Annotated in this window: 20 protein-coding genes; 3 read left to right on the top strand and 17 right to left on the bottom strand. The window is 58.5% G+C overall.

Translation table 11 applies throughout. The features are described 5' to 3' along the window. Positions 1 to 62: 62 nt before the first annotated feature. Both BW971_RS13835 and BW971_RS13830 read left to right on the top strand, forming a co-directional pair. Positions 63 to 1,151 (top strand): endonuclease NucS domain-containing protein, encoded by a 1,089-nt coding sequence (locus BW971_RS13835; RefSeq protein ID WP_076480551.1) that lies wholly within the window; start codon positions 63 to 65, stop codon positions 1,149 to 1,151. A 247-nt stretch (positions 1,152 to 1,398) separates the two neighbouring features. Beyond that, positions 1,399 to 1,698, top strand: a complete 300-nt coding sequence (locus BW971_RS13830) for a hypothetical protein (RefSeq protein WP_076480549.1) — start codon at positions 1,399 to 1,401, stop codon at positions 1,696 to 1,698. Between the two features lie 124 nt (positions 1,699 to 1,822). On the opposite strand, the gene BW971_RS13825 is transcribed toward BW971_RS13830, so the two are convergent. The 17 genes from BW971_RS13825 to BW971_RS13735 all read right to left on the bottom strand — a co-directional run bounded on the left by BW971_RS13825 (position 1,823) and on the right by BW971_RS13735 (position 11,051). Further along, positions 1,823 to 2,305 carry a hypothetical protein gene (locus BW971_RS13825; protein ID WP_076480548.1) on the bottom strand — a complete coding sequence of 161 codons (483 nt, stop codon included), beginning with the start codon at positions 2,303 to 2,305 and terminating at the stop codon, positions 1,823 to 1,825. Beyond that, positions 2,302 to 2,784 carry a DUF3846 domain-containing protein gene (locus tag BW971_RS13820; protein WP_076480546.1) on the bottom strand — a complete coding sequence of 161 codons (483 nt, stop codon included), beginning with the start codon at positions 2,782 to 2,784 and terminating at the stop codon, positions 2,302 to 2,304. Before BW971_RS13820 ends, BW971_RS13825 begins: the two co-directional genes overlap by 4 nt. A gap of 69 nt (positions 2,785 to 2,853) precedes the next feature. After that, the gene (locus tag BW971_RS13815) at positions 2,854 to 3,279 is read right to left on the bottom strand and encodes a hypothetical protein (RefSeq protein WP_076480544.1); all 426 of its coding nucleotides are present in this window, start codon (positions 3,277 to 3,279) and stop codon (positions 2,854 to 2,856) included. Beyond that, the gene (locus BW971_RS22320; RefSeq protein WP_076480542.1) at positions 3,276 to 3,527 is read right to left on the bottom strand and encodes a DUF7427 family protein; all 252 of its coding nucleotides are present in this window, start codon (positions 3,525 to 3,527) and stop codon (positions 3,276 to 3,278) included. Before BW971_RS22320 ends, BW971_RS13815 begins: the two co-directional genes overlap by 4 nt. After that, positions 3,527 to 3,751 (bottom strand): hypothetical protein, encoded by a 225-nt coding sequence (locus BW971_RS13805; RefSeq protein WP_076480540.1) that lies wholly within the window; start codon positions 3,749 to 3,751, stop codon positions 3,527 to 3,529. Before BW971_RS13805 ends, BW971_RS22320 begins: the two co-directional genes overlap by 1 nt. Next, complete coding sequence (locus BW971_RS21265; protein ID WP_143690385.1) at positions 3,748 to 4,056, bottom strand: hypothetical protein; 309 nt, start codon at positions 4,054 to 4,056, stop codon at positions 3,748 to 3,750. Before BW971_RS21265 ends, BW971_RS13805 begins: the two co-directional genes overlap by 4 nt. Positions 4,057 to 4,598: 542 nt before the next feature. Then, positions 4,599 to 4,760, bottom strand: a complete 162-nt coding sequence (locus tag BW971_RS21520; RefSeq protein ID WP_159441868.1) for a hypothetical protein — start codon at positions 4,758 to 4,760, stop codon at positions 4,599 to 4,601. 62 nt (positions 4,761 to 4,822) lie between these two features. After that, positions 4,823 to 4,966 carry a hypothetical protein gene (locus tag BW971_RS21515; protein ID WP_159441867.1) on the bottom strand — a complete coding sequence of 48 codons (144 nt, stop codon included), beginning with the start codon at positions 4,964 to 4,966 and terminating at the stop codon, positions 4,823 to 4,825. Between the two features lie 4 nt (positions 4,967 to 4,970). Next, entirely contained in the window at positions 4,971 to 5,207 is a 237-nt protein-coding gene (locus BW971_RS13790) for a helix-turn-helix domain-containing protein (RefSeq protein WP_083709982.1), read from the bottom strand. 39 nt (positions 5,208 to 5,246) lie between these two features. After that, the gene (locus BW971_RS13785) at positions 5,247 to 5,438 is read right to left on the bottom strand and encodes a hypothetical protein (protein ID WP_076480532.1); all 192 of its coding nucleotides are present in this window, start codon (positions 5,436 to 5,438) and stop codon (positions 5,247 to 5,249) included. Then, positions 5,435 to 5,671, bottom strand: a complete 237-nt coding sequence (locus BW971_RS13780) for a hypothetical protein (RefSeq protein WP_076480530.1) — start codon at positions 5,669 to 5,671, stop codon at positions 5,435 to 5,437. Before BW971_RS13780 ends, BW971_RS13785 begins: the two co-directional genes overlap by 4 nt. A 2-nt stretch (positions 5,672 to 5,673) precedes the next feature. Next, entirely contained in the window at positions 5,674 to 5,844 is a 171-nt protein-coding gene (locus BW971_RS13775; RefSeq protein ID WP_200799440.1) for a hypothetical protein, read from the bottom strand. Between the two features lie 82 nt (positions 5,845 to 5,926). Continuing rightward, positions 5,927 to 6,421, bottom strand: coding sequence for a hypothetical protein (locus tag BW971_RS21260; protein ID WP_143690384.1), 495 nt, complete (start codon positions 6,419 to 6,421; stop codon positions 5,927 to 5,929). Between the two features lie 779 nt (positions 6,422 to 7,200). Next, complete coding sequence (locus BW971_RS21710) at positions 7,201 to 8,223, bottom strand: hypothetical protein (RefSeq protein ID WP_234974405.1); 1,023 nt, start codon at positions 8,221 to 8,223, stop codon at positions 7,201 to 7,203. Between the two features lie 555 nt (positions 8,224 to 8,778). Beyond that, positions 8,779 to 9,555, bottom strand: a complete 777-nt coding sequence (locus tag BW971_RS13750; RefSeq protein WP_143690383.1) for a ParB N-terminal domain-containing protein — start codon at positions 9,553 to 9,555, stop codon at positions 8,779 to 8,781. Continuing rightward, positions 9,549 to 10,007 (bottom strand): hypothetical protein, encoded by a 459-nt coding sequence (locus BW971_RS13745; RefSeq protein WP_143690382.1) that lies wholly within the window; start codon positions 10,005 to 10,007, stop codon positions 9,549 to 9,551. The genes BW971_RS13750 and BW971_RS13745 overlap by 7 nt, the downstream gene beginning before the upstream one ends. A gap of 243 nt (positions 10,008 to 10,250) precedes the next feature. Continuing rightward, entirely contained in the window at positions 10,251 to 11,051 is an 801-nt protein-coding gene (locus BW971_RS13735; RefSeq protein ID WP_200799438.1) for a Rad52/Rad22 family DNA repair protein, read from the bottom strand. Positions 11,052 to 11,612: 561 nt separating this feature from the next. Between BW971_RS13735 and BW971_RS13725 the strand changes: the two genes are divergently transcribed. After that, positions 11,613 to 12,320, top strand: coding sequence for a replication-relaxation family protein (locus tag BW971_RS13725; RefSeq protein ID WP_076480510.1), 708 nt, complete (start codon positions 11,613 to 11,615; stop codon positions 12,318 to 12,320). Positions 12,321 to 13,799: the final 1,479 nt, after the last annotated feature.

The raw sequence follows: 13,799 nt of genomic DNA, 5'->3' as shown, positions 1-13,799 counted from the left end.
TGACGGGAACTAGACATCGTTCGGCGAGCGGCTGATGGACGGCTTGCCATGAGGGAGTTGTAGTGGCGTTAGAGATGGGGCTGTGGCGTGCTGACGGGGGGAAGCTGACCAAGTTGGTCGCAACGGGTATCGGGCTTGAATCTCAGCTTGAGGACTACATCGAGTCCGACCCCTCATTGATGGGCGCACGGTTGTTGCTCGTCGGCCGGCAGGTTGCGACAGACTACGGCGGCTTCATTGACCTGCTCGCTGTCGATAGCGAGGGCCTCGTTCACGTGATCGAGTTGAAGCGCGACAAGACGCCGCGGGACGTCGTCGCGCAGACGCTCGATTACGGGTCGTGGGTCGCGGACTTGAGTCGCGCGGACATCGTGGCCATCTTCGCGAAGTACAAACCAGGTGTCGCTTTCGAGGAGGCCTACGCCGAGGAGTTCGGACAAGCACCACCCGAGGAGCTCAACACTGCACAGGCCCTGACGATCGTGGCCAGCAGCGTCGATCCCGCCACGGAGCGCATCGTCCGCTTCCTCAACGAAGGATTCGCCGTGCCGGTGAACGTGGTGTTCTTCCGGCACTTCGAGGATCGCGGTGCTTCGTACTTGGCTCGGACGTGGCTGGTGGAGCACGAGACGCAAACGGCCACGTCTGCAACTGCCAAGGCGCAGAAGTCCAAGGAACCGTGGAACGGGCAGGACTGGTACGTGTCGTTCGGCGAAGAGCCGGGAGGTCGCGTTTGGGATGACGCCGTGAAGTATGGCTTTGTGTCTGCCGGGGGTGGGGAGTGGTTCTCTCGGACACTCAAGAACCTGCCCATCGGCGCGCGAGTCTTCGCCAACATCCCGAAGAGCGGGTACGTCGGAGTCGGAACGGTCGTCGGTGGGGCCACAAGGTTCGACAAGGCCGAAATCGAGATTGATGGTGTTCCAACTAGCCTGTCGACGGTGCCCCTGAGCGGAAACTATCGCAACCCAGGCGATGCGGATTCCGACGCCCTAGCCGAGTTCGTTGTTCCCGTCGAATGGCAAGCGGTAAAGCCGCGCAGCGAGGGTGTGTGGAAGACAGGCATGTTTGCGAATCAGAATAGTGCATGCCACCTGCGCAGCCAGTTCACAATTGATCAGCTGTCCTTGGCGTTCGAGCTCGACGACTGACGCCTCGCAGCCAAGGCCACAGGCACCAGCGCCTTTGCTATACCAATCAACACTCGCTTGTCCGTCACTTTGGTGTTGACGCCACTACTTGTGGCCGACTTCTTGACATAAGCGGCGAGGTTAAAAGATGAACTCATATACCTCTATTATATATTGTTCGGTATTGTTTTAATACGCCTTCTATGCATAAATAAGGGCAACGGGATAACAAGGTGTTATCGCGTCGAATACCTTAAGGAAGGTAACCGTGGGATTCAAACAAATCCGAACCAGTGATCTGACGGGTGTCGAGCTCAAAGAAGCCGACGTCGTCACAGTGGCGGTCAAATCGGCGGGCAAGGTGTTCGACGCTGCCGCCGAGGAACTGAGCGCACTGAAGCGCTTGACCAACGTCATCGAGCTCGAGTTTCGTCATCCCGACGGTGAGCTAGAGACAGTGCTGTGCAGCAAGACCGAGTTCGAGAAGCTGGTCAGCACGGCGCAGCTGGACACGTTCGACAACCTGCGTGGGCGTCGTTCGGGGTTCTCGCCTCGCCGTAGTGAGTGAGTTCGCTCGCTACGTTCCACCCCCTTCAACACAACCCCCATCCAGATTGAGCCACAAGCTCTCTGGGTGGGGGTTTTCAATTGAGCAATAGAAAATCCCGCAGCTGGCTGCTGCGGGGAGCTTCCTACGATGCGCTGAACTTGACCTCGACGACGACTGGCTCTTCGATTTCCACGACACGCTCCATCCCGTAGGACAGGAGCTGCCAGAAGTCCCGCGTCGTGTGACCGAACTCGATGAACAGTTCAGAGCCCTGATACTGGCTCACCAGGAACATCTTGTCTCGGGACGTATCACGTACGACGTTGACAAATTCATCGTCCAGCGCTGGCACCGAGTCGTTTTCAGTGGCTCCGGTGACGACGACGAGCCCATGCAATGTCAGTCTGCCGCGGGCGGGCGGCATCAGTGAGTGCAGCAACAGCGTGCCAAGTTCGTTGACCGAACCGTGGTGGTCGCTGTCACCGTCGTACCAGATAGACAGGCCGAACCACGGCAGCGGAATGTGCTCCGGAGTGACCCTGAACCTGTCCGCGCTTCGGGGCAGACCGCCGTAGCTATCGTCGATGACCACGCGGCCGTCGCCGTGCAACACGAGGGCGCTCATACCGGCACCACGCGCCAGTCGGTGACCAGCGTCCAGCGTTGTTCGAGATTCACCGCGGCGTAGCAAGCGGCGAAGTAGTTGTCGAACGTCATCTGGTTGCTCGCCCAGCTGCTATCGCCGGTCTGCACCTCGTACTTGTATTCGTTGGTGCCGAACAGCAGGGCCACCAAGTCGTCGGGGACGGCCTGTGTTTCGCCCTCGTCATCAGGCAACCCGGTTACCAGAACGTCACCCATCAGGATGTAGTTCCTGCGCCAGACCTTGTCATTCCAGAGCAGCAAGGTCGCTTGCAGGTTCTTCGGGAGCCCGATCACCTTGCCCTCATCGTGGACAAATATCGAGATCCCCTGGTCGTAGAGGTTGATCGCGTCGAACACACCGCCCACCACGTCCTGGATGAACCGGTAGTCACCCTGGTCCCACTCGACCAGCTCCGCGTCCTCATGAGCGGGGATCCTGACCGCTTGTATGCGTGCCATTGTCTTGTTCCTTCGTTCGTAGGAATGTGCACTGCGTCGGATGTCCCGGCGCAGTGTGCTTCCGGCGAACTAGAACTCGACGATCTCTTTAGCCGAACCGGTCAGGTAGGCGTCGATGAGCTGCTTGCACGACTGATACCCGACACCAAATGCGGCGTAGTGGCCGGTCGCGTTGAGCCTCTTGATGACCTCGGCCTGCTCGCGGATGTGGGGATCTGCAACGAGGCTGCCGTCCCGCTTCCTGATGGTCGTGCCGTCCGCTTTGATCTCGATGTACAGGCCGATGAACGAGCCGAAGAGCGGGTGCGAGCGTGCAGCGATATGGAGATCGGGCCACCCGCGAGTGCCGTTCAGCTCGGCATACAGCCCGCGGCTATAGCGGCTGGGGTTATGTACTCCGCTCAGATCAAAGTGGAACATCACGTCCGGGTATTTGCGCCGCAGATGCAGGGCGATCAGTCGGTAGACCCCGTTCTCGACGTTGGCCTTGGTCACTGGCGGTCACTCCGTTGTGCCTTGAGCCTGGTCAGCTGGTGCAAGGGATCGAGGGCGCTTGGGCAAAGGTTGAGGAGATGCAGCGCCGTAAGACCTATTCCGAGCTGGATCAGCCGCTTGTATTTCGTCTCCAGCCCGGCGTCGACTCCCTCGCTGAGAGTCTCTCCGGGAGAACAAGTCAGGTCGTACACCGCGACAGCGCCGGCGAGACCCGCCCAGGCGATCGTGCTCGGCCGTGGACGTTCCATCAGTCGTCGTCCTCTGAACCCAGCTCGTCAGCGATGACCTTTTCGAGCTTGACCTCGGTATGAGCTCGCCATCCGCAGCGGGCGCATTCGACAATGAACATGTCACCGCAAACTTCGTCAGTGTCGTGCAGGTCGTGACCCATGTACACGTAGCCGTCGAGATAGTCGCCGAAGTACCTGATGTTCAGGTACAGCGCCAGAAGCCGGCAGTAGAACTGGCTCATTGAGGCGATACCTCAACCAGATCGGGCACCGCGCTCAGCACGTTCAACCGTTTGCGTCGTCGAGTCGGTACTTCTTCCCAGTCCTGCAGCACTTCCCGCGCCTCATACGCCAGATCCATGAGCCGTTGGGCGGCGATCAGGGCACGGGCACCGATGTCTCGCACGTACGCCGCTTCTTGGAGCTCCAGAAACGCGCGTTCGTCGCCGATGACCAACTGCTCGCCGGCACGATCCTCATCGGGTGACTGAGGAATCGTCAGGTCGACGTGGATACGGTCAAGAGGGGAGCGAGGCGTACTGCTCATCGTGTGCCCTCACATATGAACTGATGAAGGGCACTGATCCGCTCCAGAGCGTTGTCGCGGCTACACAAGCCGTCGTCCACCTCTTGCATGATGTGCTCGAACATGACGTGCAGCGCGAGACGCCTGATGCCTTGTCGCCGGCGCTCCGATTCGTAGTAGTCGTTTTGCTGTGGAGCCTCAGGTACGGATGGTCGTTCTTTCACTTGTGTTGTTCCGATTACGTTTTTTCGTGTCTGCTTCCGCCTACCGCCGCCATCCGGGAGGGCTAGTCGGATCCAACGACTAGTCAGTTGATGGCAGCGGTAGACCCACACCAGCTAGTAAGTGGGAAAACAACGGGCTGGTGTGGCCTGGCGCGGAGGGGAAGATCTGCAAACCTCTCCACGCCAAGTGATGTCGTAGCGCTCAGGACAGGACGGCCAACCAGGTATGACCGAGAATTAGGAGTGGAAAATCTATTGCGAGGTCGGGTTAGCCATCACGCAAGGTGCCAGGCGCGACATGCACGCCCTGTCCTGAGCGCTGAAATTTAAAGGTACGAGTTATCGCGCGATGCGACGCTTGGCCAGGGTCAGCGCCACGGCGATACGGATACGGTCGAACTGAGGTGCCAACCGTTCGAGCTGTCGTTTCGCGACCGCCATCATGACGGAACGTGGTTCGCTGTACTCGTAGCCGAGCGTCAGGGTGTCATCTATCTTCATGTATTTCCCTGGCTACATTATGAATAGCCGGATTACTTTTTACAATACTAAACCGCACGGATTTACGCCCATATGAGCCAGGCGACGCCGTACGCCGCGAGGTAGAACAGCGCGAAGCCGAGCGCGGCCACTGCGACGAGGGCGACGCAGACGATCGCGACGATGATCAGGAAATCACGCGTGGTGGTGAGTATCAGGCGGGCCACCGGATCAGTCCTCGTCTTCCAGGACGTAGACCCAAGTGGTCTGGTTGAGCTGGATGCTGCGTATGGCGTGGCCTTCGCGCTTCAGGTCGCGAATCCTCTCCGATCCTCGCAAGATTCGGAGGTTCACCATCTCGATGTTGGTGATCCGCCCTTCGCTCTTGAGCCGGCGCAGAATGCGCGCGACCTGGGAGTCGGGCCGGTGCTTGGTCACCTCCAATTGGGTTTTGGTTGGTTCTTTCATGATGTGATTCCTTCGCGGCTGAGCCGCGCTTACGTTGTGTTACTTGCGCGCTCGCCTGCGCCTCACCGTCGTGCCGACATGCCACTGATGGCAGAAGTCGCAGTGGTAGATGTTGAGCGAGCGTCTCTCCGCGGTCTTGAGCCGCTTCTTGCGGGACAGGTACAGCTGTGCCATTCGGTAGTCCGGGTACTGCACCTTGCCCTCGCAGCCGGTGGTTTGGTCCTGGGTCATGATGAGATGCGCCCATCGGGACTGACACCGATGTACAGGGTGCGATGGGCGTAGTCAGTCCCACCGACCCAGCCCTCCGCGTAGCCGCTCATCATGACGCTGCCAGGCGGGTAGATGAAGTAGTGGCCGGGGTCGTACTCGACGCCGTAGCGCGCGCAGATGCGTTCGAGTGCTTCGACCTGCGCGTCGTTCAGGCGAAGTGCTTCGGGCTCGGGGGAGTAGCGCTCGGTCATGGCTATCCGCGCCCCCGCAGCGTCCTCACGATCGCAACAATGAGCACGATCAGTGCGAACAGTACGAACGCCGCGATGACGATCAGGAAGCTGATCCAGATGGGGGAGAGCACCCAAATCCAGGGCCAGGTGATAACCCCCACGAGCTTCAAGATGATGAAGACGATCAGCACGACGCCGATAATGCCAGTGCCACTTGGGCTAGAAGATTTGTTGTCCATATTCAGTTGTTTTCTGCGGTTGAGCCGCGGCTAGTTATTTGGTATCCGGGTGGAATTCTGTTCGGACAGTGTCAACATAAAGATTGACAGCGTCCCAAAATTTAATCCATGCTTCGTCCCAGCGATCCGTTTGACGTTGTTCGCTAATGAGCCTCGACGTTGCTCTCTTGAAGTCGAACACGGCGTCGTCGACAGTCCGAGCAGCAGTTGTCAACTCATTCGGTCCCGCGATCACCGCGGCGGCCTGTCGAACTTGAGTGGCGTTCCAAGCAATGGTGTACTGCGCTCGGTCGTCGTCGGTTACCAATGTCCCTAGATCGACAGTCATTCGTCGTGCAATTTCCGCAAACTGGTACAGGGCGATCGTCAGCTCCGTATGGCATGCCAGGCGATCTCGCCGGTCAGCGTCCCGTCGAGCGGTATCTGAGTCCCTCGATTGGAACCGTGCGGTGACGTAGGTGCCAGCAAACGTTGCGACGCTGCCGATCAATACGCCGATCAGGGCGAGCCATGCACTGCTGATGTCCATGCGGGGAGGGTACTTGCAGCGCAGGGCGAAAGGGCAAGCTCTCGCTCATCGCCCCCACGCCAAGCCGGGTGTATAGCACTAATGGTTAGTTAGTGGGTCCGGCCGAGCGGGCGGGCGATGAGTCGTGTTGTTAAATGTGCAACTGTGGATAAGTAGCGCAACCGCGATTGTTGAGGTGAACCTTGACGGACTTCGGCCAATCGTGGCGTCGTAGGTAGGGATCTAACGTTTGCAAACGTAAATCAAGCCCCACATCATGTGTTTGCCTACTTGTGCAAGTGCCGCGTATGTTGTCTGCTAACAAATCGCTCGTGTGACCTCTGTTTTGAACGTACCGGCACTCAAAATTTTGCGACGCACAATCTACGATTTATGATGTGCCTTAATGCGAACCTGTGCTTATATAGTTGTATATGTCACGTCCGCACCAATTTGATCTTGACGAACTGCTCGCGTTCTGGGAGTCCGGTTCTTACAGGACTGCCCCGCAGGTCATGGAAGCGGCTGGTATCGATCCTCGCCACCTGCGTTCCGTGCAAAAGGCGATCAACCGCTACTGCGGGCCTCGCCCTCAACGCGTCGGTGCGAAGAAGAACGATGTCTTGCGCCGGCGGGTCGTCGTCGCTATGGCGAGGGAGGGGATCGACCCGCACCGGTGCTCAGTGTGCGATCGCGTCACAATCCTGCCGATGTACATCCGCGAGGCGGCGTACGACGACCAGATTGCGTCACTGCGGTTCGTGTGCCGGAACTGTCGACGGGCGGGGGATGTGTAGGTGCTAGGCCTCGTCCGTGATCAGAAGCCAATCTTCAAGTGGGACTCCAAACGCTTCGGCCTGGCACAGCTCGGCATTGCCCTGCTCGCCGATGGCGGGCGGCGTCCACTCGATGAACTGACGATCTGTGCTGGCATCATCCATCAGCATGCAGTACTCGGTCCGCCCGGTGCCCATAAAGTTGTTTACCTCGTACAACCGGGTACCTTTCACACCGGTGTCGATCAGTGTTGCGTGTAACTGGGCGAGAAGGTGGTCGGGTCGCATCATCGATATCGCCGCCATCCGTTGCTCCGAGTTCTTGATCAGCAGCGTCTCCTCAGGTGTGATGCTTCGGTTGACCACCCGCCAGTACAGCTCGTCGTCGAACTTCACACCGCGGATAAAGTAGAAACCTGTCCCGTCTGACCACTCCACAGCTTTGCCATGGTCATAGTGCAGCGCATCGCCGACCATAATCATGCGTGGCATAGGAACGAGGATTAGCTTGTCGCGCATTGGAAAGAACCATCCAAGCCCGTTCTCTAGAGCGATGAGTTCTTGCTCACTGACCGATATCCACTTCAATGTCGCAGCGTCGGACAACCCGGTGTTGCGCGCGGCGGCACCCCAAGCGGCGTCCCAAGCGGCACCCCGAGCGGCACCCCGAGCGGCGTCCCAAGCGGCACCCCGAGCGGCACCCCGAGCGGCGTCCCGAGCGGCGTCCCAAGCGGCACCCCGAGCGGCGTCCCGAGCGGCGTCCCGAGCGGCGTCCCGAGCGGCACCCCGAGCGGCGTCCCGAGCGGCACCCCAAGCGGCACCCCGAGCGGCGTCCCAAGCGGCGTCCCAAGCGGCGTCCCGGCTTAACTCGAAGCCGATCAGCATGTTGCCGGCGACTTCCACCGCGGGCATGTCGATACCGAGTATTTTGTACTGCCGCTTGAACACCTCGATGATCTTCTGCTCGTTCCAGTGTGGCTCGTCGTAGTTGATCGCCTGGAGCCGATCAATCACCTCTCGCGCTGCGGCGTTTAGTTCGCTAACCATCAATCGAAGACCTCACGGATCGTCTGCTGCCATGGGTCGTACTCTGTCTTGCGTCGGACCTTGTACGTCCCGGGTTGGATAGTCAGAGTCCGATGTTTGTCATGCTGCTTTTTATGGACCAGCTTGGCCGGTCGATACAGCCGTACATACAGTTCCTCGTCAGTAGTTGTGACGTCGAATGGTGTCTCACTCTCCAGGACGTGATGGTGACCGGTCTCCGAGTGACCAACGATATAGGTGGTGTGCTGTTTCGTTAACGCGGCGGGACTGGCCCCTACTGGTAATAGTAGATTCTCGCCGTGTCGTACTCCTTTAGTTGTTTTCATATAACCTCCTTCTTTACTTGCTTTCCGCGTCGGCCTATCCGACCACCTTTGGCTCCAACCAGTCGAGCGCGCTCGCTACCAGTCAAGCCGTCCTTGCCTATGACAGTTGAGGCGAAGCCACCGGTGGACCCGTTACGGCCTCCACGAGCGCCGATGCACTTATAGAAGTCAGCGCCGTGTCGCTTCTTGTTGGTAACCGCGGCACGCTGCCCGCCAAGTGACGTCCCGCTCACGATCGTGTCTCCTCGCCAGTAAACAGATCGACTCGGATCTGTGAGCCATGGTTATAGACTCGCTCGAGTTCAATGAGATAAAAGCGGGTCGTTGTTTGTCGATCAATCTTGAGATTGCGATCGCGCAGTTTGCCCAACAGGCGATCGCTATCGAATCGCTCGATCTTGCTAATGCGGTTAAGGGCGAAGACTAGTGATCTCTCCTTGGTCGGATCGAAGTCGGTATGACCCGTAAGTGACTTCAGTAGTAGGGCCATGTCTTCTGCGTGTGTACGATCACTTACCTTGAAGCGGCCCTCCTTAATGATTGACCCGACGCGTTGTGCGTCGTTGTTGCCCCTTGCGCCACCGCCGATAGATTCGAGGCCCATGAGCAGGGCAGCCGATATACTGAAGTTGATGCCCGTGCGTTCACTAAACCGCAGAAGTACGGAGTAGTCTTCAACTCCCTTCTGAATGTACGACTTGATGTAGTCGCGTAGCGTCCATCGCTTAGACGTCGTGTTGATTCTCTGCACCGACGTGAGGTCTAACCCTGGGACTTGAAGGTAGTAGACCGGCAACCCAAGCTGCTGGCAGACGGAAAAGCGATGTTGACCGTCGATGATTTCCCAGCCCTCATTGATGAGCACGGGGAAGTACGGGGTCAGGTCATTGAGCGCGATCTCTTCAGCGAGCTGGCGCACGTGTGGTTGATCGACTTCGCGGTTGCCCTCGATCGTCTTGAACTTGCTGTAGTCGGTGGTGTTGAGTATCTGGACATTCATTACCACCGCCCCCACACCATGTGGCGCTTCGCACGTCGCACGAGCACTCGCCCAATAAGGGTGCGTTCGACCTTTGCGACGAGCTTGCGATAGTCCTCGATTCGCTGGGCATAGTCGGCGTTCTCACTGCGTAGGGCCTTCGCCTCCTTGCGGTACGCGTCGAGAGTCAGTGAGTCGCTCGTCGATGCCTCTATCAGCAGCGCGTTCTTGGCGTTGGCCTTGGCGAGCTTCTTGCGCACCTCTTCGATCCGCTCTCGCTTCTCCGGGGCGCGATTGGCGCTGAGCGGCTTCTTCGGAGTGAGGTGTTTGTTGATACGGCCCGCGAGCTCGCGGTCTTTGTCTTGCGCCGTCTTGGGCTGGACAGGCTTTGCCGGCAGCGTCTTCTTGACGGTGACTTTCTTCGGTCGACCAGGGGCTTTCGTCACCTTGATCGGTTTGGGTGCTGTTCGTACAGCCATGGTTGGTCCTGGCACTGAGTGCCGCGTTAATGTTGGTCGCCCGACTCGCGGGCTTTCGCCTCTGCTTTGAGGCGGTTGAACAGGTAGGTCATAGCGGGATCGTCGAGCCACCGGCGCAATACCGTTGTCGACGTGGAGCCTCGCTCATCGCGTATCTCTGCGAAGTATCGCGCTTCTTCGTCAACGAGATCGCGGGGATCCTCGCGGTCCGCCTCCCACGCAGCGTGCTCCTGCGAATACAGGTCACTCACCGCTGTTCTGCTCCGCTGCGTTGTCTTCTATCTTGTCGCGTAGCTGCTGTATCGCTTGGTCAGCCTGTGAGGCTGTAGTGATACGCGCCAGCCATTCATCGCGTCGCGACATGTCCGCACCAGCCTTTTGGTAGAGCGCCTTGATCTGGATCTTCTGGGCACCGCGGATCGGGTTGTCGACCTGCACAGGTGTTGGTGCTGCGTTCTTCGGGCTGTGGATCAGGTCGGCCATTGCCGGCTTCTCGCTCTCCAGCGCTACTGGGCGGGCCCAGGTTGGCAGCGCCGGGGGAGTCCAGTACCCCTTAATGGTCGGAACCAAGTCAGACTTGTTCTTCTTGATAGCGATGTAGTTGTCACCACTCGGCCTGACCTGCACTATGTCGGATTCAAGCCGGTACAGGTAGCGGCCGATACCCCATTTGACGGCGGCGCGCTTCTCAGCGTTGGAGAGACCGCCCTTGATGGGTTCGACGTCCGTCTTGTCGGCTCCGTCCCACTTGGTGATCCACTCGCCGTTGACGCGTATGGATATGCCACAGAGAACGCCGCCCACGGGGGACGTGTCGTATTCGTCGCGCCAGTTCTCTGGGCCGCAGACGTCGTCGAGGCGGTTCTGTACGGCTCGGTTGTCGATGTACGCGACGACGGATACCCAGCCGTTGCCGTTTCGGTTGATCCCTGATCGTTGCGCGCGCCATTCGATGTCCCTTTCAGGGAACGGTGCTTGCAACGCAAGTAGATTAATCGTCCTCGTCGAGTGGTCTTGTTCGGTGATAGTTTGGCCGTCGGCCATTTCCTCGTGTTTCCTTCCTCACCTCCTTCAGGTGTTGCCGCGCCCTGGGGTCGTGCTCGACCAGTGACGCGATGTAGTTGCTCAGGCTGTAAACCTTGAGGCCATACTCCTGGGCGATGTCAGCCCGGGTGCGGCGCATAGCCTCGGTGATTGCTTCGTCTTGAGAGTACGAGGTACGGGAAAGCCCGATGTCCCTGCGCTGCTCAAGCTTGACGTATTTGATCTGTGACATGAAAAGTATCCGTGATTAGTGTGATAGATCCCCCTTACTGATTATCCGTTTGATTCTTGAACCAGGTTGTTCTGTCCGACCGTTATGAGTGTCGCGTTTGGTTCTGGTTATTAGCATGGCGCAATATGCTTTATTTTGCAATACTTTTGTTGCGTCGCCTGTGGAAAAGTCATATCTATTCATTCTTGACAAAGCGTGTTTAAATCTACCCATGAAACACTGTGTGCTATCCGTGTGGTTGTTGTGGGTATCGCAACACGTCCGCACCCCACGTGAACAGGGAGAACGCTGAGCTGCGCCGCCGGACACTTCGTCGGTACGTTGTACCTATGAAGATTTCCGAACCGCGGCGGCGTGTTCTCGTCGCACTGGCTCGGTTCAACATGCTCACGACCGGGCAGATTTACGAGCTCGTGTTCCGCTCCTCCAAGTCCCGGACAACCGTAGACAGGCAACTGCGATACTTGCGTGACGATGGGCTGGTGACGCGACTGGAGCGCCGTCTGGCTGGCGGAGCGAACGCGGGGAGCGGGCAGTGGGTGTATCGCCTGAGCGCTTCGGGCTGGCGGATATACCGCACCGGCCCGTACCACTCGCGCCGCTCGACGGACTTTCACGCGCTCACCGTCGCGGATACCTACATTCGGGTGTTGAACGCGGTAGACGCTGGTTGGTTGCGCGATGACTTCTATGCCGAAGTTGAAGATGAGGCCTACCGGTCGGTGCGCGGCGCTTCGATCCGGCCGGATATGTACCTAGAACTGGCCAACCTGGAGCGGCGCAAGCAGCTATACGTCGCGGTCGAAGTCGACAAGGGCACGGAGAACCGCCCGGCGATATGGGACAAGCTCGACCGTTACGTGCACGCTTTGACGCATGACGACGGCGTGTATGAGGTGTTCCCGGTCGTGTGGTTCCTAGTCGGCGACGGGCAACGCGCTGAGCAGCTCAAGCGGTGGATACGCGAACGTCAGCCCCGGTACACGCAGTACTTCCGGGTGGGGTTGGTCGATGACTTCCCCGACTGCTTGCGTTGATTTTTCTACTACGGATTATCTGTTAAACGTATTGTATTTATGGGCGTATTCCGTCATACTTATAATATAAGTTAATACAGGAGAACGAACATGTATAACATCGTGAACCGCGTAACCGGCGAGATACTCACCCCACGCATTCTCTACCGCCCGCCGCGTGCTTCCAGGCGACGCGTTGGGCGGTACCAGCGTCGGCGTGACCCGACCGTCTGGCACCTGTACATGGTGAGTGTGGCGAGCTTGTGCGCGTCGCTAGTGGCAATACTAAGTAAGTAATTGAATATGGAGTATCAAAAAGCATGAATGAACCATCAAACTGTACGAGAGACGACCTGAGCTATGTCGTCAGTATCGCCGACTTGAGGGAGCTTGACCAGCACGGGAGAGTTGGCGGTGGGCATTTCGACGAGGGTGACACCGACCCAGACAAATGCGACACGTACCTCTGCGACAATTGCGACGAGTTGGTTCGCCGGCTACCCAGGCACATTCGACACGTTGTACCTCTGCGACAAGTGCAGCGAGGATGACACCGACCCAGACAAATTACACGTTGTACCTCTGCAATAATTGCGACTGGTGGTTTACCGCCGACCCGGCGGAAGCTTGGAAGGCGGCGTGTGAGCATGTGGGGGAGCCGCGATGATCGAGCAGTATCACGTATTTACTAACCAACGCGACGAGTATTACGGCAACGATGACTATGGCCACCCACGTCGAGCAGCGAGCCGCCTTGTGACAGTTTCACGATGTGATCGATCGTTAGCGACATGGGCGCACGATGATGATTGGGCGGCGATGGTTGGGGCGGGTAGCGACGAAGGTCTCGTATGTTGGACGAATCCTCGTTGCGCTTTGGAACGTTCTGGTTGTCATCCGACCGACTTACATGCGCCTGTCCAGCTTCGCGGTAGCCTCGTTCCAAAATTGGAGACTGCGAAAGAACCCGAGGCCATAGATGGTGCGTACCCCTGGTAGTTGTTCGCGTCATCGTCTGGCTAGCGTTGCTGTCCTGATATCCGCGTTGCTCTGGGTCGCGGCATGCTCCAGCGCCGCAGGGGGCCATTCAGGTAGCACGTCAACAGCTCGGTCGTCTTCAGCAGCTAAACCCGGTCTCTTGGCGTCGGTTACAACCAGTGATTACGTCCTAAGCGTCTCAGGTTCGCACTCGAGCGAAGCCCTATCGGCCTCACCTAGCGCGACGTCGCTGTCGAATAACCAGCCATACATTTCAGCCGCCGGTGCCGGGGTCGATGTGCGGTACTCGGACCAGTCGCAGCCTTCGAGCCCCTTGACCCTCGACTTCGACATGGGCAAGAACTCGACGTTCAGTCCATCGGACACGCTGGTCCCTGCTGTTATTGCGATGGGGGAGTCGTCATCGGAACCGGAGGTACTCCGGTCAGCGTGGAACCCCGCGACGCACGTGTTGTCAGCCGACACCACTCACTTGAGCTCGTTCTGGCCCGGCCTGATCGA

It is taken from the genome of Williamsia sterculiae (genome assembly GCF_900156495.1).
Taxonomy (GTDB): Bacteria; Actinomycetota; Actinomycetes; order Mycobacteriales; family Mycobacteriaceae; genus Williamsia_B; species Williamsia_B sterculiae.
The sequence above is the reverse complement of the archived record's forward strand: the minus strand, read 5'-3'. Positions and strand labels throughout refer to the sequence as shown.